This window comes from Pseudomonas sp. RW3S2, from assembly GCF_014268955.1.
GTDB classification, from domain to species: Bacteria; Pseudomonadota; Gammaproteobacteria; order Pseudomonadales; family Pseudomonadaceae; genus Aquipseudomonas; species Aquipseudomonas wayambapalatensis.
Map to the genome: position 1 here is coordinate 21,887 of NZ_JABWRM010000018.1, position 24,103 is coordinate 45,989.

The following is a 24,103-nucleotide window of genomic DNA, read 5'->3' on the forward strand; positions in this document are numbered from 1 at the left end:
CATGACGACCACACCTGCACGCCAGGAATACGAAGTGCCGCTGCAGCCCTTGCCAGGGCTTTCGCTGGTGCGCGATCTGCCGCTTGCCCAACGTCTGTGGCAACAGGCCTGGTTGCGCAAGACCGCGATTCTTGTGCTGCTCGCCCTGATCTGGGAGGCGGTGGCGCGCTACACCGCCAACGACCTGCTGCTGCCGACCTTTCTGCAAACGGCGGCGGCATTCTGGGACGGCATGGCCAGTGGCGAGCTGCCGGCCAAGGTCGGCGTCTCGCTGGTGGTGCTGCTCAAGGGCTATGTGCTGGGGATCGTACTGGCCTTCGGTTTGACCAGCCTGGCAGTCTCGACCCAGTTCGGCCGCGACCTGCTGGGTACCCTGACCTCCATGTTCAACCCACTGCCGGCCATCGCACTGTTGCCGCTGGCCCTCTTGTGGTTTGGCCTGGGCGACAACAGCCTGATCTTCGTGCTGGTGCATTCGGTGCTCTGGGCACTGGCGCTCAACACCTACGCGGGCTTTCTCGGGGTGTCCGAGACCCTGCGCATGGCCGGGCGCAACTATGGCCTGCGTGGGTTGCGACTGGTGCTGCACATCCTGGTGCCGGCGGCATTGCCGTCGATTCTCTCGGGTCTGAAGATCGGCTGGGCCTTCGCCTGGCGCACCCTGATCGCCGCCGAGCTGGTGTTCGGCGCCAGCAGCGGCAAGGGCGGGCTGGGCTGGTACATCTTCCAGAACCGCAACGAGCTGTACACCGACAAGGTATTTGCCGGGCTGGCGGTGGTGATCCTGATCGGCTTGCTGGTGGAGGGCCTGGTGTTCAATACCCTCGAGCGGTTGACCGTACGGCGTTGGGGGATGCAGAGGTAGTTCCGCGTGGGAGCAGTTTCTGGGCCTCGGGAAACAATGCCTCGTTATCAGGGGGCGGCAGCTTTTCTACGATGCCCGTGCGGTACGTAAATCAACGTATGGAGAAAATCGTATGAAATCACTGATCACAGCCCTTGCTCTGAGCCTCGCCGCCTTGGCCCCAACCGCGTTTGCCGACAATCACAATGCGCCGAGTGGTGCAACTACCCGAGGTGTTGCCCCTGTCGTAGGTATGCCGTGCGAGCCGGGATACAAGCTGGTCGGCGATGACTGCGTACTCGCCAACATCGGGTTTGAGTAAACCCTGGGCGCTTGTCGAGCTCACCTGTGCCTGTGTCATTCGCAGGCACACTCGCGTGTTTCGCAGCGCGGATGCCTGGTTCGCGCGCCATCAGACCATGTATCGAGCTGCTGCATTACTCAGCGTCCTGCGAATCTCATCCCTCAGCGCCTCCGGCTGCTCGACCACCACCGCCTCCCCCTGGCCCAGCACCCACCAGCGCAACGTCCAGCCGTCTTCCACCGTCGCCCGTAATCGATGGCCATGTTGCAGCGCCGTCAACTGCATGTTCGCGCTCAACGGCACTTCTCGCAGCTGTCGCGCCAGCTGATCGCTGACCCACGCCTGCAGTTCCAGCCCCGTGCCCTGGCGGGGCTGCTGCGGGTCGCCGCGCAGGTAGTCCAGCAAGTCAAAATTGCCACGCGGCTCGCCCATGGCGCTGGCCGACCAATGCCAGCCGAATGGAATGCTCTTGTCATTGCGCTCCAGCGGGAAGATCAGCGACAACTCGTTGAGGTCGCGCTCGACTGTGCGCTTGCTGACATTGAAGCCGACATCGCGCAGTCGCCAGACCAGTTCGGCGCTGGTGACTCCCGGTGAACGGCTGGGCAATTGACGCAGCAGCGCCCACTGGCGGCTGAGGGTGGCGCGGGTAGTGGCGAACGGCAAAGGGTAACGTCCTTGTCTAGGCTTGCGGCATTAGCATGGCGGGCACCGCGGCAGATGGCAATTCGCTACTTTGCGCTGAGATCGCGGAACCGCGATTTGGTTGCGTCGAGGTGAATCGTTCGCGACAGGTTTCGTCGTGTCGTCGCGCAGAATCGCCTCATCACAGTCGAGGTCGGAACTGTGGGACGTTCAATGAGGATGAACATGTCTGCTGCCAGCAATATCCATTCGCTGCTCGCCCGTCTCCTGCCCGAGCGCATCGTGCCTGCGCCAGCCATTCCACGGCGACACCTGCGCCTGTTCGCTGGCGTCGGCATGCCCACCCAGTGGGCGGTGCTGGGTGAGCGCTCTGCGCTGGTGAGCCGTCTGGACGAGGCAGTGGATGTGCAGGCGATCTACACCGACCTGCGGCACCAGGCACTGGAGGGCAATGCCGCGGTGCTCAACGACCTGGGCTGGATCTGGCTCAATGGCCGCTACTGGCGCGCCGACACGGCGCTGGCCAGCCATCTGCTGCGCATGGCCGCGTTGCAGGGCAATGCTGCAGCTTGGTTCAACCTGGGGCAGCAGCACTATTTCGGCAAGGGCGTGGCGGTGTGCTATGCCACCGCTGCGGAGCATTACCGGCATGCTTTCGAGCGGGGGCTGTCGCACGCTGCCGCGGCCCTGGGCGACCTGTACGAGGAAGAAGTCTGCGATGCCGATCAGGACTGGGAGGTGGACCTGGCCGAGGCTTACCAGTGGTTCCTGCGCGGAGCCCAGCGTGGCGAGGCACGTTGCCGGTTCGAGGTGGGTTACCGGCTGCTGTATGGACTGCATGTCGAACCGGATACGCGGGCGGCGCTGTACTGGCTGGAGCTCGCGGCAGGGGCAGGGGTGATGCAGGCGGCCGAGGAACTGGCAGTGCATTTCAGTCGCCGCGATGGGGCGCGCTACCTGGAGTGGCGCGATCAGGCGATCGCACTGGGCAGCACCCTGGCCTTGACCATGAAGCTGGAGGATCAGGTTCAGTCTTGAGTCCGGTGGGGTGGTGGTGAGGCCTTCGCGGGCGCGTGGGAGCGGGCTTGCCCGCGAAGGCCTCGCCGCCGATCCCGACTGTAAACACACTGTTCATCGCCCCCGGTTGACGAGGGGGGGAGGGCTGGGCGTATATTGATAGTTAGCAAACTATGAATATCCTCGGTTCCTCCATATGACACTCGATGCACTGCACCTGAAAGTCAGCAGCGGCATGGTCGTTGCCGGTCGTCACTGGCGACGCATCTGCCATGCGGCGCTGACCGGCTATGGCATCTCCGAGGCCTGCGCGGTGCCGTTGCTGATGATCGTGCGCCTGGGCGATGGCGTGCATCAGGTGGCCGTGGCCCAGGCCGCCGGCCTGGAAAGCCCGTCGCTGGTGCGTCTGCTCGACCAACTGTGCAAGGCCGGGCTGGTGTGCCGCACCGAGGATCCGCTCGACCGACGCGCCAAGGCGCTGAGCCTGACCGCCGAAGGACGTACCCTGGCCGAATCCATCGAGCGCGAGCTGGTGCGCCTGCGTCGCGAGGTGTTGCATGGCATCTCGGCTGCCGACCTGGAAGCGACCCTGCGGGTGATCCGTGCCTTCGAAGTCGCTGCACAGGGGGCGTCGGCGTGAACGGCTTCTTCAGTTCAGTGCCGCCTGCCCGCGACTGGTTCTACGGCGTGCGTACCTTCGCCGCGTCGATGATTGCCCTGTACATCGCCTTGCTGATGCAACTGCCGCGCCCCTACTGGGCGATGGCCACGGTCTACATCGTGTCCAGCCCCTTCGTCGGCCCCACCAGTTCCAAGGCGCTGTACCGCGCAGTCGGCACGCTGCTCGGTGCGGGTGGTGCGGTGCTGCTGGTGCCGCCGCTGGTGCAGTCGCCCTTGTTGCTGAGCATTGCCATCGCCCTGTGGACCGGCACCTTGCTGTTTCTCTCGCTGAACCTGCGCACGGCCAACAACTACATGCTGATGCTGGCCGGCTACACCTTGCCGATGATTGCCCTGGCCGTGGTCGACAACCCGCTCGCGGTGTTCGATGTCGCCTCTTCGCGGGCCCAGGAAATCTGCCTTGGCATCGTCTGCGCCGCCGTGGTGGGAGCGATATTCTGGCCGCGTCGTCTGGCGCCGGTGGTGATGGGCGCCACGTGCACCTGGTTTGGCGAGGCGATCCGCTACAGCGATCTGTACCTGAGCCGAGAAGCTGTGGCCGACAAGGTCGCGGGCCTGCGCGGCTCGATGGTTGCCACCTTCAACAGCCTGGAGCTGATGATCGGCCAGCTTGGCCACGAAGGCGCCGGCCCGCACACCGTGAAGAACGCCCGCGAGCTGCGCGGCCGGATGATTCACCTGCTGCCGGTGATCGATGCCCTCGACGACGCGCTGGTCGCCCTCGAAGGCCGTGCGCCGGAGCAGTTCGCACAGGTCCAGCCGCTGCTGGCATCGGTCCGCGAGTGGCTCAAGGGCACCGCCGACAGCGCTTCGGTCGCGCGCTGGACCGCGCTGCACGAGCAGATCGACCGCCTGCAACCGCGCGCCGATGCGCTCGACCAGCGCCACGCCCTGCTGCTGTCCAACGCCCTCTACCGCCTCAGCGAATGGCTCGATCTCTGGCAGGACTGCTGCACCCTGCAGCATGCACTGCGCCTGGACGACACCAAGCCCTGGCGGGCGGTCTACCGTCATTGGCGGCTGGGCCGCCTGACGCCATTCTTCGACCGCGGCCTGATGCTGTATTCGGTGTTCTCCACCGTCACCGCGATCGTCGTCGCCTGTGGCCTGTGGATCGGGCTGGGGTGGAACGACGGCGCCAGTGCCGTGATCCTCGCCGCCGTGGCCTGCAGCTTCTTTGCGGCGATGGACGACCCAGCGCCGCAGATCTACCGCTTTTTCTTCTGGACGCTGATGTCGGTGATCTTCTCCAGCGTCTACCTGTTCCTGGTGCTGCCGAACCTGCACGACTTCCCGATGCTGGTGCTGGCATTCGCCGTACCCTTCATCGTGGTCGGCACCCTCACCGTGCAGCCGCGCTTCTACCTCGGCACCCTGCTGACCATCGTCAACACCTCGACCTTCATCAGCATCCAGGGCGCCTACGACGCCGACTTCTTCACCTTCCTCAATGCCAACCTGGCAGGCCCGGTGGGGCTGCTGTTTGCCTTCATCTGGACCCTGGTGGTGCGCCCGTTCGGTGTGGAGCTGGCCGCCAAGCGCATGACCCGCTTCACCTGGCGCGACATCGTCGAGATGACCGAGCCTGCGACCTTGGCTGAACAGCGCAAGGTAGGCGTGCAGATGCTCGATCGCCTGATGCAGCATCTGCCGCGCCTGTCGCAGACCGGCCAGGACAGCGGCATCGCCCTGCGCGACCTGCGTGTGGGCCTGAACCTGCTCGACCTGCTGGCCTACATGCCGCGTGTGGGCCTGCAGGCCCGTGAGCGCCTGCAGACCGTCATCGAAGAAGTCGGCGGCCATTACTCAAGCTGCCTGCGTGCCGGCGAGCGTTTGCACGCACCTGCAGCGCTGCTGCGCAACATGGAGCGGGCACGCCTGGCGTTGGCGCCTGACCAACTGAACGAGCGCGGCGAGCCCCGTGTCCACCTGCTGCATGCCCTGGCCGGCTTGCGCCTGGCACTGTTGCCAGGCGTCGAGGTGATGCTCGAGCCGGTCGAACAACCGCAACTGCCACCTGGAATCGACGGAGCGCCGCTGTGATCGGTGAACTGGATATCAGCGGGGTGTTCCTGCCCACGCTGCTGGTGATGATGTTTGCCACCTACCTGCTGTTCCTGGGCGTGCACGCTGTGCTGGTGCGCCTGCATTTCTACCGCCTGGTCTGGCACCGGGCGTTGTTCAACGTTGCCCTCTACGCCGTACTGCTGGGTGCGGTGGATCACTTTTGCCGAAGCCTGATGCTGCCATGAAAAAACCGTTGTTGACCTTGGGCCGTGTGGTCCTGACATTACTGGTGGTGACCTTCGCGGCCGTGCTGGTCTGGCAGATGGTCGTGTACTACATGTTCGCCCCCTGGACCCGCGACGGCCATATCCGCGCCGACGTGATTCAGATCGCCCCGGATGTGTCCGGGCTTATCCAGAAGGTCGAGGTGCGCGACAACCAGGTGGTCAAGCGTGGTGACGTGCTGTTCACCATCGACCAGGACCGCTTCGGCCTGGCCTTGCGCCAGGCCCGGGCGACCCTGGCCGAGCGCGAGGAAACCCTGGCCCAGGCCGCCCGCGAAACCCGGCGCAATCGCAAGCTGGGCAACCTGGTGGCGGCCGAGCAGCTCGAAGAGAGCCAGTCGCGCGAGGCCCGTGCCCGCTCGGCGGTGAGCGAGGCGCAGGTGGCGGTCGATACCGCCCAGCTCAACCTCGACCGTTCGGTGGTGCGCAGCCCGGTGGATGGCTACCTCAACGACCGCGCCCCGCGTGCCCATGAGTTCGTCACGGCGGGCCGGCCAGTGCTGTCGGTGGTCGACAGTGCCTCGTACCATGTCGATGGCTACTTCGAGGAAACCAAGCTCAGTGGCATCCATGTCGGCGATGCCGTGGACATCCGCGTGATGGGCGATGACACACGCCTGCGCGGCCATGTCGAAAGCCTGTCGGCAGGGATCGAGGACCGTGACCGCGTCAGTGGCGCCAACCTGTTGCCCAACGTCAACCCGGCGTTCAGCTGGGTGCGCCTGGCTCAGCGGATCCCGGTGCGCATCGCCTTCGATGAGGTGCCGGCAGATTTCCGCATGATCGCCGGGCGTACCGCGACAGTGTCGATCATCGAGGGCCCGCGGCCATGAAGCGCCTGATGCTGGCAGGGCTGGCGCTGTCGCTGGGGGCCTGCGCCATGGTCGGCCCCGACTACCAGGTGCCCGAGGATGCCGCGGTGCAGCGCAGCGACCTGAACGGCCCGTTGCGCCAGGATGCCGCGAGCGTGGTGTCGGCACCGGTGCCGGATGATTGGTGGCAGTTGTACCAGGACCCGCGCCTCAATGCGCTGGTGCGCCAGGCGTTGAGCGCCAATACCGAGTTGCGCGTGGCGGCGGCGAACATCGCCAAGGCCCGCGCGCAGGTCGAGGTCGCCGAGTCGCAGGGGGGCTTCAGCGGCGGCGCTAAGGCCGGTGCCCAGCGTCTGCAGGAGTCCGGCGAAGCGTTCCTGCTGCCGGAGAAAGTCCCGGTGGCCAACATCGGCGAGGCGATTCTCAGCGCCTCGTACCAGTTTGACCTGTGGGGCACCTTCAAGCGCGGCACCGAAGCTGCCAAGGCCAATGCCGACGCGGTGCAGGCAGCCGCCGACACCGCGCGCATCACCCTGGTGGCCGATGTGGTCAAGGCCTACACCCAGGTGTGCTCGGCCAATGAGGAGTACCACATTGCCCGCGAATCGCTCGACCTGCAGCAGCAGAGCGTGCAGTTGAACCAGCGCCTGCGCGATGCCGGCCGTGGCGACGAGACCCTCGTCACTCGCTCGCAGACCCAGTTCAAGTCGTTGCGCGCCGAGCTGCCGCGCTTCAAGGCCGAGCGCGAGGCTGGGCTCTATACCCTCGCCGCATTGCTGGCCAAACCGGTCGACCAGTTGCCGCCTGGCACCGCCGAGTGCGCCGAGCTGCCGCATCTGGCCCAACTGATTCCGGTGGGCGATGGCGCGGCGCTGCTCAAGCGCCGTCCCGACGTGCGTCAGGCCGAGCGCCAACTGGCGGCTGCCACCGCGACCATTGGCGTGGCCACCGGCGCCCTGTATCCGAACATCAGCATTGGCGCCCAGGTCGGCACCATCGGCATTCTTGATAACCTCGGCGAGCCTTCGACCAACCGCTGGGGCTTCGGCCCGCAGATCAGCTGGGCCATCCCCACCAACGGCACCCGCGCCCGGATCCGCGAAGCCGAAGCCTCGACCCAGGCCGCGCTGGCGCATTTCGATGGCGTGGTGCTCAACGCCATCCGCGAAACCCAGACCCGCCTGGCGCAGTACAGCGCCCTGCTGGACCGTCGCGATGCCTTGGCCGACGCCGAGCGCTCGGCGCAGGAAGCGGCCGACCAGACCCATCGCCGCTATGAGGCCGGGCGCGAGTCGTTCCTCGCCGACCTGCAGGCGACCCGCGCCTACACCGACGTGCGTGCGCAACTGTCGGCAGCCAATACCCAGGTGGCGATGGGACAGATCGGCGTGTTCCTGGCGCTGGGTGGTGGCTGGAAGGCCACAGCGGGGCAGTGAGTAGCACCGCGTCGTGGTATTGGTGAGTTTGTAGGAGCGGGCTTGCCCGCGAAGCAGGCGCCGCGATTCCACGGTCACACCGCATGGAAAACGTTTGCGCATTTCCCGGTCCGACACTCAAGTATTCCCCCGCGACGCCGATCTATTAGCACCAGCGTCCCGGAAGAGGACGCGATTTCCCGTTCAATATGAAGCGGGTGGTCAGCGTGATCAGGACGATCCCGGCCTCTTGCCAGGAGCTTCGCAATGTCTCGACCCCGTGCCCGGATTGCCTCGCAACTCGGCATCGCCCTCGCCATCGTGCTGGCGCTGGTGATCACCGGCAGTACCCTGTTCGCCCTGCGCTCGCTGGACGACGCCAACCTCGCCACCCGCCAGCAACACCTGGCCAGCGAAGCGCGGCTGCTGGCCGACCAGCTCGACACCTTCCACGGCTCGCTCAAGGACAACACCCAGCGCCTGAGTGGCCTGTTCGAGCGCCGTTTCGCCTCGGGCCTGTCGCTGCATGCCGGCGAGACCGTGCAGGTAGCCGGCCAGGCCACGCCCGCCCTGTACCTGGGCGACCAGCTGATGAACAACGACTTCAGGGTCGTCGATGAATTCCAGCAGATGACTGCCGGCATCGCGACGCTGTTCGTGCGCAGCGGCGATGACTTCGTGCGCATCACCACCAACCTCAAGAAGCAGGACGGCAGCCGCGCCATCGGCACGCAGCTGGATCGCCAGCACCCGGCCTACGCCAAGCTGCTCGCCGGGCAGATGTATGTAGGGCGTGCGCTGCTGTTCGACCGCAACTACATGACCCGCTACGTGCCGGTGAGCGATGCCAGCGGTCGGGTGATCGCCGTGCTGTTCGTCGGCTTCGACTACACCGATGCGCAGAATGCGCAGTTCGCCAATCTCAAGCGCTTCCGCATCGGCCAGACCGGCTCGCTGGCGCTGCTCGACAACCAGGGGCAGTGGCTGGTGCCGCCTGCGGGCGTGGCCGATCCGCAGGCTGCGGTTGCCGCAGTGGCCGGCCTGGGCGACAAGGGTCGCTTCTGGACCAACGGCCAGCAGCAACTGTTCAGCGTGGTCGAACCCTTTGCCGAGGGGCCGTGGACTGTTGTGGCGAGCATGCCCGAGGCGGAAATCCGCGAGGTGACCTGGAGTGTCGGCCTGCGCCTGGCGATCGGCAGCCTGCTGGCGATGGTCCTGGCCGTGCTCGCCACGCTCTGGCTGCTGCGGCGCAAGCTGCGCCCGCTGGACGACCTGGTGCGCCAGGCCGAAGCCCTGGGCGCGGGTGATCTCAGTGCGCGCCTGGCGGTGACCAGCGAAGACGAGATTGGCCAACTGGCGCGCAGCTTCAACCAGATGGGGAATGCCCTGGCGACCATGGTCGAGCACATTCGCAGTGCTTCCGAGCAGGTCAGCGCGCGCTCGCGCTCCCTGGCCGGGCTTTCGTCTGGTGCCTGCGAGGGCATGGAGCAGCAGTCAGGCGAGATCACCAGCATGGCTGGCGCCGTCGAGGAGTTCAGCGCCACGTCGATGAACATCGCCGAGAACATGGCCGGCACCGAGCGCATGGCCCAGGACAACGCCCAGCAGACGCGCATCGGCCGCAGCGCCATGGACCAGGCGTCCGTCTCGCTCAAGCAGATCGCCGAGGCGCTGGGCGGCACCGCCACGGTGATGGACAGCCTGGGCGCACGGTCGCAGGAAATCGGCGGCATCGTCGGGGTCATCACCGCGATTGCCGAGCAGACCAACTTGCTGGCGCTCAACGCCGCCATCGAGGCGGCCCGCGCTGGCGAGCAGGGCCGTGGTTTCGCCGTGGTCGCCGACGAAGTGCGTGGCCTGGCGGCGCGCACGCGTCAGGCCACCGACGAGATTTCCGGGATGATCGCCAGTATCCAGCAGCAGACCGGGCATGCCATCAGCACCCTGGAGCAGGGCAATCGCCTGATGCAGGAAGGCCTGGAACGCAACGACAAGGTCGCCGAGGCACTGGCGCGCATCGACGAGCAGAGCCGCGCGGCGGGCGAGCAGTTCACGGCCATCAGCACTGCGACCCAGGAGCAGAGCAGCACCGCGAACCTGCTCAGCCGTAACCTGCAGAGCATCGCCCAGGCCAACAGCGAGCAGCACGACGTGGCCAATGAACTGGCGGCCACGGCCAAGGAGCTCGAGGGCCTGGCCGGGCAGTTGCGCCAGGAAGTGGATCGCTTCCGGGTCGGCGGTTGACCTGATCGGACCAGGGCTGCGATGCGGCCCTGGATGCAAGTTTTTCCGCAACATCGTCGATCCCTTCCTAGACTTGTAAGTCTCCACGAGAACTGGTCCAGGAAGAGAAGATCGCCATGTCCCAGTCGCCATCCCTGCAGCAACTGCAAGTGCCCAACCCTTTTCTGCAGCGCCATCTGGGCCCCGATGCCAGCGAGCAGAGCGCCATGCTCGCGGCCCTGGGCGTTGCCAGTCGCGATGCCCTGATCGAGCAGACTGTCCCGCCAGGTATCCGTTTTGGTCGCCCGCTTGACCTGCCCCCCGCCCTCGACGAGCAGGCGGCCCTGGCCAGGCTGGCCGGATACGCCGGGCAGAACCAGGTGTGGACCAGCCTGATCGGCATGGGCTATCACGGCACCGTCACGCCAACCGTCATCCTGCGCAACGTGCTGGAAAACCCTGGTTGGTACACGGCCTATACACCGTATCAGCCCGAGATCGCTCAGGGCCGCCTCGAGGCGCTGCTCAACTTCCAGCAGATGATCATCGACCTCAGTGGCCTGCCGCTGGCCAACGCGTCGCTGCTCGACGAGGCGACCGCCGCCGCCGAGGCCATGGCCCTGGCCAAGCGGGTTGCACGCAGCAAGAGCAATGCGTTCTTCGCCGACGAGCACTGCCACCCCCAGACGCTCTCGGTCTTGCGAACCCGTGCCGAAGGTTTCGGCTTCGAGTTGATCGTCGATTCGCTGGAAAACCTCGGCAAGCACTCGGTGTTCGGCGCGCTGCTGCAGTACCCCGACACCCATGGCGAGGTCCGCGACCTGCGGCCGCTGATCGAGCACCTGCACGGTCAGCAGGCGCTGGCGTGCGTTGCCGCCGACCTGTTGAGCCTGGTGGTGCTGACACCGCCTGGCGAAACCGGGGCCGACGTGGTGCTTGGGTCGAGCCAGCGCTTCGGTGTGCCGATGGGCTATGGCGGGCCTCATGCTGCGTATTTCGCCTGTCGTGACGACTACAAGCGGGCGATGCCTGGGCGCATCATCGGCGTGTCCCGCGATGCCCGTGGCAACACCGCCCTGCGCATGGCCCTGCAGACCCGCGAGCAACACATCCGCCGCGAGAAGGCCAACTCCAACATCTGCACCGCCCAGGTGTTGCTGGCCAATATCGCCGGCTTCTACGCCGTCTACCATGGGCCCGACGGCCTGCGGCGCATTGCCCAGCGTGTGCAGCGCCTGACCCAGATCCTGGCGGCCGGGCTGCAGGCCAAGGGCATCAAGCGCCTCAACCAGCACTTCTTCGACACCCTCACCCTTGACGTGGGCGGCACCCAGGCCGCGATCATCGAAAGTGCCGAAGAGGCGCGCATCAACCTGCGCATTCTCGGGCGCGGGCACCTGGGCGTGAGCCTGGACGAGACCTGTGACGAAGCGACGGTACTCAAGCTGTTCGACGTCTTCCTTGGTGTCGACCATGGTCTGGACGTCGCCACCCTCGACCAGCAGCCCTTGCCCCCGGCAGTGCCGGACACTCTGCTGCGCAGCACGCCGCTGCTCGAACACCCGGTGTTCAACCTGCACCACAGCGAAACCGAGATGCTGCGTTACCTCAAGCAGCTGGAGAACAAGGACCTGGCGCTGAACCAGTCGATGATCCCGCTGGGCTCGTGCACCATGAAGCTGAACGCCACCAGCGAGATGATCCCCATCACCTGGCCTGGCTTCGCCCTGCTGCATCCCTTCGCACCGGCCGCACAGGTGCAGGGCTACAAGGCGATGATCGACGAGCTGGAGGCTTGGCTGTGCGCGATCACCGGGTTCGATGCGATCTGCATGCAGCCCAACTCCGGCGCCCAGGGTGAATATGCCGGGCTGATGGCCATCACCCGTTATCACCGCAGCCGTCATCAACCGCAGCGCACCCTGTGCCTGATTCCGTCGTCGGCCCATGGCACCAACCCGGCGTCGGCGCAGATGGCGGGCATGGAGGTGGTGATCGTCGACTGCGACGAGGCGGGCAATGTCGACCTCGATGATCTCAAGGCCAAGGCGCGCCAAGCCGGGGATCGATTGTCGTGCCTGATGGTCACCTACCCCTCGACCCATGGGGTGTACGAGGAGGGCATTCGCGAAATCTGCGAGGTGGTCCATCAACAGGGCGGGCAGGTGTACATGGACGGCGCCAACCTCAACGCCCAGGTGGGCCTGGCGCGCCCGGCGGATATCGGTGCCGACGTCTCGCACATGAACCTGCACAAGACCTTCTGCATCCCTCACGGCGGTGGTGGGCCGGGCATGGGGCCGATCGGGGTGCGGGCGCACCTGAAGCCTTTCGTCGCCAGCCATCCGGTGGTGCCTGTAGCGGGCCTGGACCCGAACAACAGCGCTGTCAGCGCAGCGCCCTGGGGCAGTGCCAGTATCTTGCCGATCAGCTGGATGTACATCGCCCTGATGGGGCCGCAACTGGCCGATGCCAGCGAGGTGGCGATCCTCAGCGCCAACTACCTGGCCAGTCGCCTGGCGGGGGCCTTTCCGGTGCTCTATCGCGGACGTAACCAGCGGGTCGCCCATGAATGCATCCTCGACCTGCGTCCGCTCAAGGCGCAGACCGGGATCACCGAGGAGGACGTGGCGAAGCGCCTGATGGACTATGGCTTCCATGCGCCGACCATGTCGTTCCCGGTGCCGGGCACGCTGATGGTCGAGCCGACCGAGAGTGAGTCGAAGGCGGAGCTGGATCGCTTCGTCGAGGCGATGCTGGCGATCCGTGACGAGATCGCTCAGGTGCAGGAGGGGAACTGGCCGGCGGACGATAACCCGCTCAAGCATGCGCCGCACACGCTGGCCGATGTACTGGGGCCCTGGGATCGGCCCTATGGTCTGGAACAGGCGGTCGCACCCAGTGCGCATGTGCGCTTGCACAAGTACTGGCCGGCGGTGAACCGGGTGGACAACGTGTACGGCGATCGCAACCTGTTCTGTGCTTGCGTGCCGGTGGACGCGTATCGCTGAGCCCGGGCCTGCTGTGGAGGCGGTGCTGCGCGGGTCTGTGCGCGCAGCCCGCTCCCGCAGCGGGCGTGGGGTGCAGGTTACTGAGCGGTGAGGTTACGGGCCAGGATTGCGTTGGCCAGTTCCATGTCGCTGGCCTGGACACCAGGGTTGTCGGCGCGCACCTGACGCATCGCCGCTTCCAGGTAAGGGCCGCGGATCGATCCTTCGCTCGCCACGAAGCTGCCGGCATCGTCCTGGGCGGCCGCGACGAGCTTGTGGTCCTTGAACGTCAGGTAGGTGGAACCGGTGGTCGCACCGGACGAAATGACGTTGCGCCAGAAGCCGTCGGCCATGGCGGAGCCGATCGGCAGGGACAGCAGGGCAGCAGCCGCAATGGCGGTTTTGAAACGCATGTGAATTACCTCGAACGATGAGGGCGGATGATGCGAGTTTGGATCGCCGCGCGGGCCGCAAGTTCCTTTGCACGCTGCGTATGCCGGGCGCTCAGGCACATACCCGCAGGACTTCTTCCAGGCTGGTCAGGCCCCTGGCCACCCGGTCTTCACCGCAGCGGCGCAGCTCGCGCATGCCCTGTGCCAGAGCCTGCTGGCGCAGGCTGGCAAGGTCGCTGCCCGGGCCAATCCGGGCTCGCAGGGCGTCGTCGAGCACGAGCAGTTCGAACAGCCCGGTGCGCCCCTGGTAACCGGTGCCGCGACAGAGGCGACACGCCGCTTCACGTGTGCCAGGACATCCCTTGCAGGCGCTGCAGAAGGTGCGTGCCAGGCGCTGGGCCATCACGCCGATCAACGTGGCCTTTATCAGGTAATCGGCCACACCCAGCTCCTGCAGGCGAGTAATTGCGCTGCAGGCGTCGTTGGTGTGCAGGGTCGATAGCACCAGGTGTCCGGTCAGCGCTGCTTGCACCGCCACCTGGGCGGTTTCGCGGTCGCGTATCTCGCCGATCATGATGATGTCCGGATCCTGGCGCAGCAGAGCGCGCACGCCGTTGGCAAAGCCGAGGTCGAGGCTGGGTTGGACCTGCAACTGATTGAAGCCGGGCTCCAGGCGCTCGATCGGATCTTCGATGGTGCACAGGTTGACCTGTGGCGTAGCCAGGTGCTTGAGGCTGGCGTAGAGCGTGCTGGTCTTGCCCGAGCCGGTGGGGCCGGTGAGCAGAATGATGCCTTGGCGGTTTGCCAACAGCGCGTGCCACTGACCCAGCAAGGTCCCTTCGAGCCCCAGGCGCTCCAAGTCTTCGTGCAGCTGTTCGGGGTCGAAGAGGCGCAACACCAGTTTTTCGCCGAACGGTGTCGGCAGGGTCGACAGGCGCAGCTCCACCTGCGCGTTGCCGGGCAGGCGGCTTTTCAGGCGTCCATCCTGTGGGCGGCGTTTCTCGGCGACATCCATGCGCCCCAGGTGCTTGAGGCGGCTGACCAGCGCCAGGACCACGCTGGCCGGAAACAGGTAGACCGTATGCAGCAGGCCGTCGATACGGTAGCGCAGGCGGCCCTCGTCGCGCTGCGGCTCGAGATGGATATCGCTGGCGCGCTGCTCGATGGCGTACTGCAGCAGCCAATCGACGATATGCACGATGTGGGCATCGTCGGCGCTGATGGCGCCGCCGCGCCCACCGAGCTCCAGCAACTGCTCAAGTTCGCCCAGGCTTGCCCGCTGCTGCTGGTGAGCGCCCTGTACGGATCGCGACAGGCGCTGGAACGTGTCGCCAAGCTGGCGCAGTTGTACAGGGCTGGCCAGCACCCGGCGAATCGGCTGGCCGAGGCTGCGGCTCAGGTCGGCTTCCCACTCGCGTTGGTAGGGCTGTGCGCTGGCCACCGTAACACCGGTCGCGTCCATGGCCACGGCAAGGATGCCGTGGCGCTGGGCGAAGGCGGGGGAGATCAGGCCGGCGACGTGGGCCAGATCGACCTGCAACGGGTCCAGGCGCAGGAAGGGTTGGCCGACGCTGTCGGCGAGCCATTGGCAAAGGGTGTCGAGGTCCAGCGTATGGCCGGGGCGCAGGCGGTCGCTCAGGGCGAGGCTGGCAAGGATTTCGAGAGGATGGCCAGGGTGGCTGGGGGCCTGTTCGAGTGCACGCAGGGCGTCGCCGGGGGCCAGGCGATGTTCGGCGAGCAGCCTGTCGAGAAGGCGCTTGAGGTCGAGGCTGTCATCTTGAGTGTTGTGCATGGCGGCGTCCTTGCCGAGGCTGCTGAAAGGCCCAGGCAAGGGTAGCTGCACAGCGGGGCAGTGCCTTGGCGAAGGCGTTTCTGGATCTTGCGGGGCAGATGTCAGCCCGCCGCCACCTCAGACAGTTTCGGCACGCTTTCCAGAAAGACCTCGCCGACACACACCAGGTTACGCATCTTCTGCGCGATCACCCCGGCGCGGTGCCAACTGAGGCCGTCGATCCCGATCTCCAGCTCCAGCAGGTCGTCGCGCTGGCACACCTGCACGCTGTGCGGCGTGAGGAACTGCAGGGCGAAGAGGTTGAGTACCCGGCACAGGCTGTCCGGCTCGGCCTCGATGTCGAGGCGGTAGCGGACCTCGCCATGCAGGGCGCTGGCGGCCCAGGCGTCGCTACGGGGCTGAGGGGTGTGCCGTTCGAGTGCATTCATGGAGCGTCTCCTTCGATGTGGAGAAATTCTCGCAGGTCGAAACCGGCATTTCTTCGCTATGATTCACCTGGTTTTGTGGTTTGGCGAATAATAATTGTCGCATTGGTAGGCTTTGGAGAATTGATCATGCAAAGCGAGTTGGATGCCTACGACCGACGCATCCTTGAACTGCTGCAGGAGGATGCGTCGTTGTCCAGCGCGCAGATCGCCGAACGTGTCGGGCTGTCGCAGTCGCCGTGCTGGCGTCGGATACAGCGCCTGAAGGATGAAGGGGTGATTCGCGGCCAGGTCACCTTGCTGGACCGCAAGAAGGTCGGGCTGAACACGCAAATCTTCGCCGAGGTGAAACTCAACGCGCACGGGCGGTCGAACTTCACCGAATTCACCGAGGCGATCCGCGGCTTTCCGGAAGTGCTGGAGTGTTATGTGCTGATGGGGGCGGTCGACTTCCTGCTGCGTATCGTCACCTCGGACATCGAGGCCTACGAGCGGTTTTTCTTCGAGAAGTTGTCGAACGTACCAGGGATACAGGAAGTGAACTCGATCGTGGCGCTGTCGGAAATCAAGTCCACGACCTGCCTGCCGCTATCGAGGTGAGGCCTTCGCGGGTACATCGGTTCGGTGCCCCGATATACCCGCGAAGCAGCTGATGCGGTCTTACACCTTGAGCAGGTGCTTCCAGGCGCGGCTCTGGTCGATGGCGCGGGCCTGCTCGATGCGGGCTTCGAACAGTTCGCCCGACTGCTCTTCGGCCAGCGGCTGCTCGGCCAGTTCGTGCAGCTTCTTCAGATCGCCGTACAGGCGGTCCAGTTGCGGCACTTCCAGCACCTGGCGGGCGTGGTGCAGCCAGGTCAGCAACTGCTCGATGCGCGGCAACTGTTCACCCAGATCCTCCGGGCGCTGGGTGTACAGCGGCAGCTTCAGCGCGCGGCCTTCTTCACCCAGCTGGTGGTGCAGCCAGCTGGCCAGTTGCGCCTTGCCCTGGCGCTCACCGCGGCCCTTGCGCTCGACGGTCCAGGCGCGCGCCAGCAGCCAGCGCGAGGTTTCCAGTGAGAACTGGCCCCAGCGCGTGTCTTCCAGCTCTTCGGCGAACTGCTCGGGTGCGGCGCGGCGGATGTCTTCGTCGTCGTTGCCGGCCTGTACCAGTGGGCGCCAGTCTTCGAGCAGGGCGTCGAGGCGGCTGCGCAGGTCACGGGTGGTGGCCCGTGGCGCGGCCTGGCCCAGGCTGCTGGTGAGGGCGCGCAGCTCTGCCAGGCACTGCACCCATTCCTGCAGCAGGCGCCAGTGGCCGTTATGACGGTACTGTTCGGCCAGGCGCTGGCTGCTGCCCAGCAGTTGCCAGGCGAGCGCGGTGTAGGCGTCGTCCACGGCCATTTCGGCGTCCAGCTCGGTGTGTGGCAGGCTCAGCTCGTAGCTGTCGGGATCGAGCAGACGATAGCCCCGCTCGGCCTTGCTGATGTCGCAGGGCATCAAGGCCAGCGTGGCGGACAGCTCGGCGGCCAGCTCCAGCAGAGCTTCCGGGGCGCCTTCACGCAGCTCCAGTTCGAGCTCGCAGATTTCTTCCTTGCGTTTGCCGGCGATGACGAAGCCTTGGTCGAGCGCGGCTTCGATCACCACCTTGGCCTTGCCGCGACCCCAGGAGATCTCGGCGTATTCGCGGGTGAAATCGGTGGTGAACAATGGCTTGATGGTTTTCTTGTCCAGCTCGGCCAATTGCTCGGGCCAGCAGCTGGCGTCGAGTTTCTTCAGGTCCAGCTTGACCTTGTCCAGGTACCACTCGTACTCGTTGCGTTCGGACAGGCCGGCAACGCTCTGCCCACGGCATTTGAGGGTCTGGATGATGACCTCGCCGTCGCGGCGCAGGCGAAGGGCGACGCGGGCTGCAGAGAGCTCGCGGTCGGGGGTGTCGAAGTACTGGTTGAGCAGTTCGCGGGTCTGCCAGCCGGACTTGTTGCGCTTCTTCAGCAAGGGGTGCTCGCGCAGGGCGGCAAGGGTCTCGCGGCTGGCGCGGAGCTTGAGTTCGGTTTCTTTGTGCATCGCTGGCTCGAAGGAAGGCGTGGTTGGCGGAGAGTCTACAGGAGTTGCCCTGCCAAGGGACGGCATTGCTATGATGACCCCCATGCTTTACGAGGATTCCGTGCATGCCGTTGCCATCGCTCAAAGACCAGTTCGCCGCCCTGATCGCCGCCCCCTCGGTCAGCTGCACCCAGGCCGCATTGGACCAGTCCAACCGTCAGGTCATCGACCTGCTCGCCAACTGGCTGGGCGATCTGGGTTTCCGTTGCGAGATCCAGGAGATCACTCCAGGCAAGTTCAACCTGCTCGCCAGCCGCGGTACCGGCCCGGGCGGCCTGGTGCTGGCCGGCCACAGCGATACGGTGCCGTTCGATCCTCAGTTGTGGAGCAGCGACCCGCTGAAACTCACCGAAGTGGATGGCCGCTGGATCGGGCTGGGCAGTTGCGACATGAAGGGCTTCTTCGCCCTGGTGATCGAGGCGGTGATCCCGCTGCTGGAGCACGATTTCAAGCAGCCGCTGCTGATCCTCGCCACCTGCGATGAAGAAAGCTCGATGTCCGGTGCCCGCGCCCTGGCCGAAGCCGGGCAACCGCTGGGCCGGGCGGCAGTGATCGGCGAACCCACTGGGCTGAAGCCGATCCGCATGCACAAGGGCATCCTCATGGACCGCATCGATATTCTCGGGCGCAGCGGCCATTCGTCGGATCCAAGCCTGGGCCACAGTGCCCTGGAGGCCATGCACGCGGTGATGGGCGAGCTGATGGGCCTGCGCCAGCAGTGGCAGCAGACCTACCGCAATCCGCAATTCACCGTGCCCACGCCGACGATGAACTTCGGCTGCATCCATGGTGGCGACAACCCCAATCGCATCTGTGGCCAGTGCGCCCTGGAGTTCGACCTGCGCCCGTTGCCAGGGATGGACGTGGAGCAACTGCGTGCGGCGATCCGCGCGAAGCTGACGCCCGTGGCCGAGCGCCATGAAGTGCGCATCGACTATGCGCCGCTGTTCCCCGAGGTGCCGCCGTTCGAGCAGACCGCCGATGCCGAGCTGGTGCAACTGGCCGAGCGTCTGACCGGCCATCGTGCCGAAGCGGTGGCCTTTGGCACCGAAGCGCCTTATCTTCAACAGCTGGGTTGCCAGACCATCGTGCTCGGCCCCGGCGACATCGCTTGCGCCCATCAGCCGGGCGAGTACCTTGAAATGTCACGAATCGAGCCTACCGTGCGTCTATTGCGTGACCTTATCCGGCACTACTGCCTGAGCTAAACGTCCACTGACCTGATTCGTTCCTGCCTAGAGGAGACCGCGCGTGACCGCAAGCCTGTTCCGACGATGACTTTCGAACGTTGTGCGCCTTCACCCGTCTCGTTCACTTATCCACAGGCCCTGTCATGCCCGAATACGTCAACTGGCTGCGTCATGCCTCCCCGTACATCAATGCCCATCGCGACTGCACCTTCGTGGTCATGCTCCCCGGCGATGGCGTCGAACATCCCAACTTCGGCAATATCGTCCACGACCTGGTGCTGCTGCACAGCCTGGGCGTGCGCCTGGTGCTGGTGCACGGTTCGCGCCCGCAGATCGAAAGCCGCCTGGCTGCCCGGGGCCTGACCCCGCACTACCATCATGGCCTGCGCATCACCGACGCCGCGACCCTGGAGTGCGTGATCGACGCCGTCGGCGCCCTGCGCCTGGCCATCGAAGCGCGCCTGTCGATGGATATCGCCGCATCGCCCATGCAGGGTTCGCGCCTGCGCGTGGCCTGCGGCAACCTGGTGACTGCACGGCCGATCGGCGTGCTGGAGGGTGTCGACTACCACCACACCGGCGAGGTGCGGCGCATCGACCGCAAGGGCATCAGCCGCCTGCTCGACGAGCGCTCCATCGTGCTGCTGTCGCCGCTGGGCTATTCGCCGACGGGCGAGATCTTCAACCTGGCCTGCGAAGACGTCGCCACCCGCGCAGCCATCGAGCTGGGCGCCGACAAGTTGCTGCTGTTCGGCGCCGAGCCGGGCCTGCTGGACGAAAAAGGCAAGCTGGTGCGTGAGCTGCGGCCGCAGCAGGTCCCGGCGCACTTGCAGCGCCTGGGCAGCGACTACCAGGGCGAGCTGCTCGATGCTGCCGCCGAGGCCTGCAAGGGCGGCGTGGCGCGCAGCCATATCGTCAGCTATGCCGAGGACGGTGCGCTGCTCACCGAGCTGTTCACCCGCGATGGCGGTGGCACGCTGGTAGCCCAGGAGCAGTTCGAGATTGTCCGCGAGGCGACCATCGAGGATGTCGGCGGCCTGCTGGAGCTGATCAGCCCGCTGGAAGAGCAGGGCATCCTGGTGCGCCGTTCGCGCGAGGTGCTGGAGCGGGAGATCGAGCAGTTCAGCGTGGTGGAGCGCGACGGCATGATCATCGCCTGTGCGGCGCTGTATCCGATCGCCGAGTCCGAGGCGGGCGAGCTGGCGTGTCTGGCGGTGAATCCGGAGTACCGGCATGGTGGTCGGGGGGACGATCTGCTCGAGCGTATCGAGACCCGTGCGCGGCAGTTGGGCCTCAATACCCTGTTCGTGCTGACGACCCGTACGGCGCACTGGTTCCGCGAGCGCGGGTTCCAGCCCAGTGGCGTGGAACGCCTGCCGGCGGCGCGGGCTTCGCTGTACAACTACCAGCGCAATTCGAAGATTTTCGAGAAGTCGTTGTAGGTCAGTACCGGCCCTATCGCGGGACAAGCCCGCTCCCACAGGTACTGCAGAGATCTCAAGACCGATGCAGAGCCTGTGGGAGCGGGCTTGTCCCGCGATAGGGCCGGCCAGGTCCAATGAAAAACGCCGCCCCTGAGGGCGGCGTTTTCGTTTACACGGTATGCAGGTACCAGTTGTACTCGAGGTCGGAGATCGAGTGTTCGAACTCCTCCAGCTCGCTCTCCTTGCACGCGACGAAGATGTCGATGTACTTCGGATCGATGTACTTGTTCAGGATCTCGCTGTCGTCCAGCTCGCGCAGGGCATCGCGCAGGTTGTTCGGCAGGCTCTGTTCCAGCTGCTCGTAGGAGTTGCCTTCGATCGGCTCACCCGGCTCGATCTTGTTGGTCAGGCCGTGGTGCACACCGGCCAGGACCGCAGCCATCATCAGGTACGGGTTGGCGTCGGCACCGGCCACGCGGTGCTCGATGCGCACGGCGTCTGGCGAGCCGGTTGGCACGCGCAGGGCCACGGTGCGGTTGTCCAGGCCCCAGCTCGGCGCGTTCGGTACGTAGAACTGCGCGCCGAAACGGCGGTACGAGTTGACGTTCGGGCAGAGGAACGCCATCGAAGCGGGCAGGGTCTCGAGCACACCGCCGACAGCGTGACGAAGCGCGGCGTTCTGCTCGGGATCCTCGCTGGTGAAGATGTTGTTGCCATCTTTGTCCAGCACAGAGATGTGTACATGCAGGCCGTTGCCAGCCTGGCCCGGGTAGGGCTTGGCCATGAAAGTGGTGTCCATTTCATGGTCGTAGGCGATGTTCTTGATCAGGCGCTTGAGCAGCACTGCATAGTCACAGGCCTTCAGCGGATCGGGCACGTGGTGCAGGTTGACCTCGAACTGCGCCGGGGCGCTTTCCTTGACGATCGCGTCGGCCGGGATACCCTGCTCCTTCGCGCCTTCGAGGATGTCCTGCAGGCAGTCGGCATACTCGTCCAGGTCGTCGATCAGGTAGACCTGGGTCGACTGCGGACGCTTGCCCGAGATCGGCGAGCGCGGCGGCTGCGGACGGCCGTTCACGTTCTCCTGGTCGATCAGGTAGAACTCCAGCTCGAACGCGGCACAGATGGTCAGGCCCATGTCGGTGAACTTGCTCACCACCTGGCGCAACACTTCACGAGGGTCGGCGAAGAACGGCTCGCCTTCGATTTCGTGCATGGTCATCAGCAGTTGCGCGGTCGGGCGCTTCTGCCAGGGTTCGTTGGAGAGGGTGCCAGGGATCGGGTAGCAGATGCGGTCGGCGTCGCCGATGTCCAGGCCGAGGCCCGTGCTTTCGACGGTCGAGCCGTTGATATCCAGGGCGAAGAGGGAGGCGGGCAGGTTGATGCCTTTCTCGTAAACCTTGTGAAGGCTCGTGCGTTCGATACGCTTGCCACGAACCACACCATTCATATCTGCAATCAGAAGGTCAACGTAGAGAACCTCAGGATGTTCCTTAAGGAACGCGTTCGCTTCGTTAAGCTGAACGGCACGCGGGGGTACCGACATGATGCAACACCTTTGTTGTTAAAAATATCAATCAAGGGGGGCTTGCAGACCCAGTCAATCGAAAAGACAAACTGATGTCAAGCCAACCTCCTGATGCCCTGAAATGGCACATCAACGGCGGATTTGCTGCATATAAGGGCATCCCATTATCCGCTAAATCTGTAGGAAAGGGCTACGGCGATGGTGGCGTATTTTATTTTTTACGGAGGTGTTGTGAAAAAAAATGAACGAGGCTAAGCTCGGTCGCAACCCATAACAGTAATAATACGAGGGTCACATGGTCCGCCAGTCGCGACCTGAAAGCGCCGCCTGCGCTGCGCAGTCAGGTATTTTCACCGCTTGCCGAAAGGCCCTCGCGCGCCTGGCCCATCCCTGGAGCAGACTGGCCGCAATAATTGACGACCGGCACAGTCAGCCCTCGCCCCGTAGCAGTTTACTGCACGCTTTTCTTCCTTCCTGCCCTTTGCTTTCGAGATCGATACGCGTTTTGCGCGTGAATCGGCTGCCGTCCTGCGCATGGGTTTTTGCTTTGGCAACATACTCCATCCAGAATCAATGCGTGGGCCTTGCCAGGCCCTGCCGCGCCGAATGCGCCGACATTGACCGACGCCAGGCGTCAGTAGCGCCCGCCCCGCAGGGGCCGGGTCAAATGACCTCCTGAGGTATTTATGAGTAACAACCTCGACCAGCTCACCGATTGGTTGAAAGAGCACAAGATCACCGAAGTCGAATGCCTGATCAGCGACCTGACCGGCATCACCCGCGGCAAGATCTCGCCGACCAACAAATTCATCGCCGAAAAGGGCATGCGCCTGCCCGAAAGCGTTTTGTTGCAAACTGTGACTGGCGACTACGTCGATGACGACATCTATTACGACCTGCTCGACCCGGCCGACATCGACATGATCTGCCGCCCCGACCAGGACGCCGTGTTCCTCGTGCCCTGGGCCATCGAGCCGACCGCCCAGGTGATTCACGACACCTACGACAAGAAGGGCAACCCGGTCGAACTGTCGCCGCGCAACGTCCTCAAGAAAGTGCTCAAGCTCTACGCCGACAAGGGCTGGCAGCCGATCGTCGCGCCAGAGATGGAGTTCTACCTGACCAAGCGCAGCGAAGACCCGGACTTCCCGCTGCAACCGCCGGTGGGCCGCTCCGGCCGTCCGGAAACTGGCCGCCAGTCGTTCTCCATCGAGGCCGCCAACGAATTCGACCCGCTGTTCGAAGACGTCTATGACTGGTGCGAACTGCAGCAGCTGGACCTCGACACGCTGATCCACGAAGACGGCACGGCGCAGATGGAGATCAACTTCCGTCACGGCGACGCGCTGCACCTGGCCGACCAGATCCTGGTGTTCAAGCGCACCATGCGCGAGGCCGCGCTCAAGCACAACGTGGCCGCGACCTTCATGGCCAAGCCCATGACCGGCGAGCCCGGCAGTGCCATGCACCTGCACCAGAGCGTGATCGACATCGCCACCGGCAAGAACATCTTCTCCAATGAAGACGGCAGCATGAGCACGCTGTTCCTGCATCACATCGGCGGCCTGCAGAAGCTCATTCCCGAGGCGTTGCCGCTGTTCGCACCGAACGTCAACTCGTTCCGCCGCTTCCTGCCGGACACCTCGGCGCCCGTGAACGTGGAGTGGGGCGAAGAGAACCGTACCGTCGGCCTGCGCGTACCGGATGCCGGCCCGCAGAACCGCCGCGTGGAAAACCGCCTGCCGGGCGCCGACGCCAACCCCTACCTAGCCATCGCCGCGAGCCTGCTGTGTGGCTTCATCGGCATGGTCGAGGGCATCGAGGCCAGCGCGCCGGTCCAGGGCCGTGGCTACGAGCGGCGCAACCTGCGCCTGCCGCTGACCATCGAGGACGCCCTGGAGCGTATGGAGAACAGCCGGTCGCTGGTGCAGTACCTGGGCAAGAAGTTCATTACCGGCTACGTCGCCACCAAGCGCGCCGAGCATGAAAACTTCAAGCGCGTCATCAGTTCCTGGGAGCGCGAGTTCCTGCTGTTTGCCGTGTGATCAACC

20 protein-coding genes are annotated in these 24,103 nt (G+C 65.1%); 14 read left to right on the forward strand and 6 right to left on the reverse strand.

Annotation, left to right across the window (positions count from 1 at the left end):
* The first annotated feature begins 1 nt into the window (after window position 1).
* On the forward strand, window positions 2–865 hold the full coding sequence (locus tag HU748_RS21735) for an ABC transporter permease (RefSeq protein WP_186721909.1): 864 nt from the start codon (window positions 2–4) through the stop codon (window positions 863–865).
* A 112-nt stretch (window positions 866–977) separates the two neighbouring features.
* Entirely contained in the window at window positions 978–1,166 is a 189-nt protein-coding gene (locus HU748_RS21740) for a hypothetical protein (RefSeq protein ID WP_186666128.1), read from the forward strand.
* A gap of 90 nt (window positions 1,167–1,256) precedes the next feature.
* Here HU748_RS21740 and HU748_RS21745 read toward each other — a convergent pair whose 3' ends face one another.
* Window positions 1,257–1,814 carry a WYL domain-containing protein gene (locus HU748_RS21745; protein ID WP_186710841.1) on the reverse strand — a complete coding sequence of 186 codons (558 nt, stop codon included), beginning with the start codon at window positions 1,812–1,814 and terminating at the stop codon, window positions 1,257–1,259.
* A 204-nt stretch (window positions 1,815–2,018) separates the two neighbouring features.
* Here HU748_RS21745 and HU748_RS21750 point away from each other — a divergent pair, with 204 nt between their 5' ends.
* The 8 genes from HU748_RS21750 (at window position 2,019) to gcvP (ending at window position 13,243) form a co-directional block, all read left to right on the forward strand.
* A complete protein-coding gene (locus HU748_RS21750; RefSeq protein ID WP_186710839.1) occupies window positions 2,019–2,831 on the forward strand; it encodes a tetratricopeptide repeat protein in 813 nt (270 codons plus the stop codon).
* 175 nt (window positions 2,832–3,006) lie between these two features.
* Window positions 3,007–3,450, forward strand: a complete 444-nt coding sequence (locus HU748_RS21755) for a MarR family transcriptional regulator (protein ID WP_186721912.1) — start codon at window positions 3,007–3,009, stop codon at window positions 3,448–3,450.
* A complete protein-coding gene (locus tag HU748_RS21760; protein ID WP_186721914.1) occupies window positions 3,447–5,534 on the forward strand; it encodes an FUSC family protein in 2,088 nt (695 codons plus the stop codon). The genes HU748_RS21755 and HU748_RS21760 overlap by 4 nt, the downstream gene beginning before the upstream one ends.
* The gene (locus HU748_RS21765) at window positions 5,531–5,743 is read left to right on the forward strand and encodes a DUF1656 domain-containing protein (protein WP_054895000.1); all 213 of its coding nucleotides are present in this window, start codon (window positions 5,531–5,533) and stop codon (window positions 5,741–5,743) included. Before HU748_RS21760 ends, HU748_RS21765 begins: the two co-directional genes overlap by 4 nt.
* On the forward strand, window positions 5,740–6,615 hold the full coding sequence (locus tag HU748_RS21770) for an HlyD family secretion protein (RefSeq protein ID WP_186665461.1): 876 nt from the start codon (window positions 5,740–5,742) through the stop codon (window positions 6,613–6,615). Before HU748_RS21765 ends, HU748_RS21770 begins: the two co-directional genes overlap by 4 nt.
* Complete coding sequence (locus tag HU748_RS21775) at window positions 6,612–8,030, forward strand: efflux transporter outer membrane subunit (protein ID WP_186721916.1); 1,419 nt, start codon at window positions 6,612–6,614, stop codon at window positions 8,028–8,030. The genes HU748_RS21770 and HU748_RS21775 overlap by 4 nt, the downstream gene beginning before the upstream one ends.
* Window positions 8,031–8,276: 246 nt before the next feature.
* Window positions 8,277–10,253 (forward strand): methyl-accepting chemotaxis protein, encoded by a 1,977-nt coding sequence (locus HU748_RS21780; RefSeq protein WP_186665464.1) that lies wholly within the window; start codon window positions 8,277–8,279, stop codon window positions 10,251–10,253.
* A gap of 116 nt (window positions 10,254–10,369) precedes the next feature.
* The gene (gene gcvP, locus HU748_RS21785; protein WP_186710835.1) at window positions 10,370–13,243 is read left to right on the forward strand and encodes an aminomethyl-transferring glycine dehydrogenase; all 2,874 of its coding nucleotides are present in this window, start codon (window positions 10,370–10,372) and stop codon (window positions 13,241–13,243) included.
* A gap of 77 nt (window positions 13,244–13,320) precedes the next feature.
* Here gcvP and HU748_RS21790 read toward each other — a convergent pair whose 3' ends face one another.
* The 3 genes from HU748_RS21790 to HU748_RS21800 all read right to left on the reverse strand — a co-directional run bounded on the left by HU748_RS21790 (window position 13,321) and on the right by HU748_RS21800 (window position 15,834).
* Complete coding sequence (locus HU748_RS21790) at window positions 13,321–13,635, reverse strand: DUF2388 domain-containing protein (protein ID WP_054894995.1); 315 nt, start codon at window positions 13,633–13,635, stop codon at window positions 13,321–13,323.
* 91 nt (window positions 13,636–13,726) lie between these two features.
* Window positions 13,727–15,406, reverse strand: coding sequence for a GspE/PulE family protein (locus tag HU748_RS21795; RefSeq protein ID WP_186721918.1), 1,680 nt, complete (start codon window positions 15,404–15,406; stop codon window positions 13,727–13,729).
* Between the two features lie 101 nt (window positions 15,407–15,507).
* Window positions 15,508–15,834 carry a hypothetical protein gene (locus HU748_RS21800; RefSeq protein WP_065862344.1) on the reverse strand — a complete coding sequence of 109 codons (327 nt, stop codon included), beginning with the start codon at window positions 15,832–15,834 and terminating at the stop codon, window positions 15,508–15,510.
* Window positions 15,835–15,960: 126 nt separating this feature from the next.
* Between HU748_RS21800 and HU748_RS21805 the strand changes: the two genes are divergently transcribed.
* On the forward strand, window positions 15,961–16,431 hold the full coding sequence (locus HU748_RS21805; RefSeq protein WP_186665468.1) for an Lrp/AsnC family transcriptional regulator: 471 nt from the start codon (window positions 15,961–15,963) through the stop codon (window positions 16,429–16,431).
* Between the two features lie 60 nt (window positions 16,432–16,491).
* Here HU748_RS21805 and HU748_RS21810 read toward each other — a convergent pair whose 3' ends face one another.
* Window positions 16,492–17,871, reverse strand: coding sequence for a CYTH domain-containing protein (locus tag HU748_RS21810; RefSeq protein ID WP_186665469.1), 1,380 nt, complete (start codon window positions 17,869–17,871; stop codon window positions 16,492–16,494).
* A gap of 104 nt (window positions 17,872–17,975) precedes the next feature.
* On the opposite strand from HU748_RS21810, the gene argE reads away from it, so the two are divergent.
* Both argE and argA read left to right on the forward strand, forming a co-directional pair.
* On the forward strand, window positions 17,976–19,118 hold the full coding sequence (gene argE / locus HU748_RS21815) for an acetylornithine deacetylase (protein WP_186710831.1): 1,143 nt from the start codon (window positions 17,976–17,978) through the stop codon (window positions 19,116–19,118).
* A gap of 125 nt (window positions 19,119–19,243) precedes the next feature.
* Window positions 19,244–20,542 carry an amino-acid N-acetyltransferase gene (argA, locus tag HU748_RS21820; protein WP_186665472.1) on the forward strand — a complete coding sequence of 433 codons (1,299 nt, stop codon included), beginning with the start codon at window positions 19,244–19,246 and terminating at the stop codon, window positions 20,540–20,542.
* A 151-nt stretch (window positions 20,543–20,693) separates the two neighbouring features.
* On the opposite strand, the gene HU748_RS21825 is transcribed toward argA, so the two are convergent.
* Complete coding sequence (locus tag HU748_RS21825; RefSeq protein ID WP_054894988.1) at window positions 20,694–22,070, reverse strand: glutamine synthetase family protein; 1,377 nt, start codon at window positions 22,068–22,070, stop codon at window positions 20,694–20,696.
* Window positions 22,071–22,738: 668 nt separating this feature from the next.
* Between HU748_RS21825 and HU748_RS21830 the strand changes: the two genes are divergently transcribed.
* The gene (locus HU748_RS21830; protein ID WP_054894987.1) at window positions 22,739–24,097 is read left to right on the forward strand and encodes a glutamine synthetase family protein; all 1,359 of its coding nucleotides are present in this window, start codon (window positions 22,739–22,741) and stop codon (window positions 24,095–24,097) included.
* Window positions 24,098–24,103 lie beyond the last annotated feature (6 nt).

Coding starts and splice junctions, on each gene's coding strand:
- HU748_RS21735 (WP_186721909.1), top strand. CDS start 2: ATGACGACCACACCTGCACGCCAGGAATACGAAGTGCCGCTGCAGCCC.
- HU748_RS21740 (WP_186666128.1), top strand. CDS start 978: ATGAAATCACTGATCACAGCCCTTGCTCTGAGCCTCGCCGCCTTGGCC.
- HU748_RS21750 (WP_186710839.1), top strand. CDS start 2,019: ATGTCTGCTGCCAGCAATATCCATTCGCTGCTCGCCCGTCTCCTGCCC.
- HU748_RS21755 (WP_186721912.1), top strand. CDS start 3,007: ATGACACTCGATGCACTGCACCTGAAAGTCAGCAGCGGCATGGTCGTT.
- HU748_RS21770 (WP_186665461.1), top strand. CDS start 5,740: ATGAAAAAACCGTTGTTGACCTTGGGCCGTGTGGTCCTGACATTACTG.
- HU748_RS21775 (WP_186721916.1), top strand. CDS start 6,612: ATGAAGCGCCTGATGCTGGCAGGGCTGGCGCTGTCGCTGGGGGCCTGC.
- HU748_RS21780 (WP_186665464.1), top strand. CDS start 8,277: ATGTCTCGACCCCGTGCCCGGATTGCCTCGCAACTCGGCATCGCCCTC.
- gcvP (WP_186710835.1), top strand. CDS start 10,370: ATGTCCCAGTCGCCATCCCTGCAGCAACTGCAAGTGCCCAACCCTTTT.
- HU748_RS21790 (WP_054894995.1), bottom strand. CDS start 13,635: ATGCGTTTCAAAACCGCCATTGCGGCTGCTGCCCTGCTGTCCCTGCCG.
- HU748_RS21795 (WP_186721918.1), bottom strand. CDS start 15,406: ATGCACAACACTCAAGATGACAGCCTCGACCTCAAGCGCCTTCTCGAC.
- HU748_RS21800 (WP_065862344.1), bottom strand. CDS start 15,834: ATGAATGCACTCGAACGGCACACCCCTCAGCCCCGTAGCGACGCCTGG.
- HU748_RS21805 (WP_186665468.1), top strand. CDS start 15,961: ATGCAAAGCGAGTTGGATGCCTACGACCGACGCATCCTTGAACTGCTG.
- HU748_RS21810 (WP_186665469.1), bottom strand. CDS start 17,871: ATGCACAAAGAAACCGAACTCAAGCTCCGCGCCAGCCGCGAGACCCTT.
- argE (WP_186710831.1), top strand. CDS start 17,976: ATGCCGTTGCCATCGCTCAAAGACCAGTTCGCCGCCCTGATCGCCGCC.
- argA (WP_186665472.1), top strand. CDS start 19,244: ATGCCCGAATACGTCAACTGGCTGCGTCATGCCTCCCCGTACATCAAT.
- HU748_RS21825 (WP_054894988.1), bottom strand. CDS start 22,070: ATGTCGGTACCCCCGCGTGCCGTTCAGCTTAACGAAGCGAACGCGTTC.
- HU748_RS21830 (WP_054894987.1), top strand. CDS start 22,739: ATGAGTAACAACCTCGACCAGCTCACCGATTGGTTGAAAGAGCACAAG.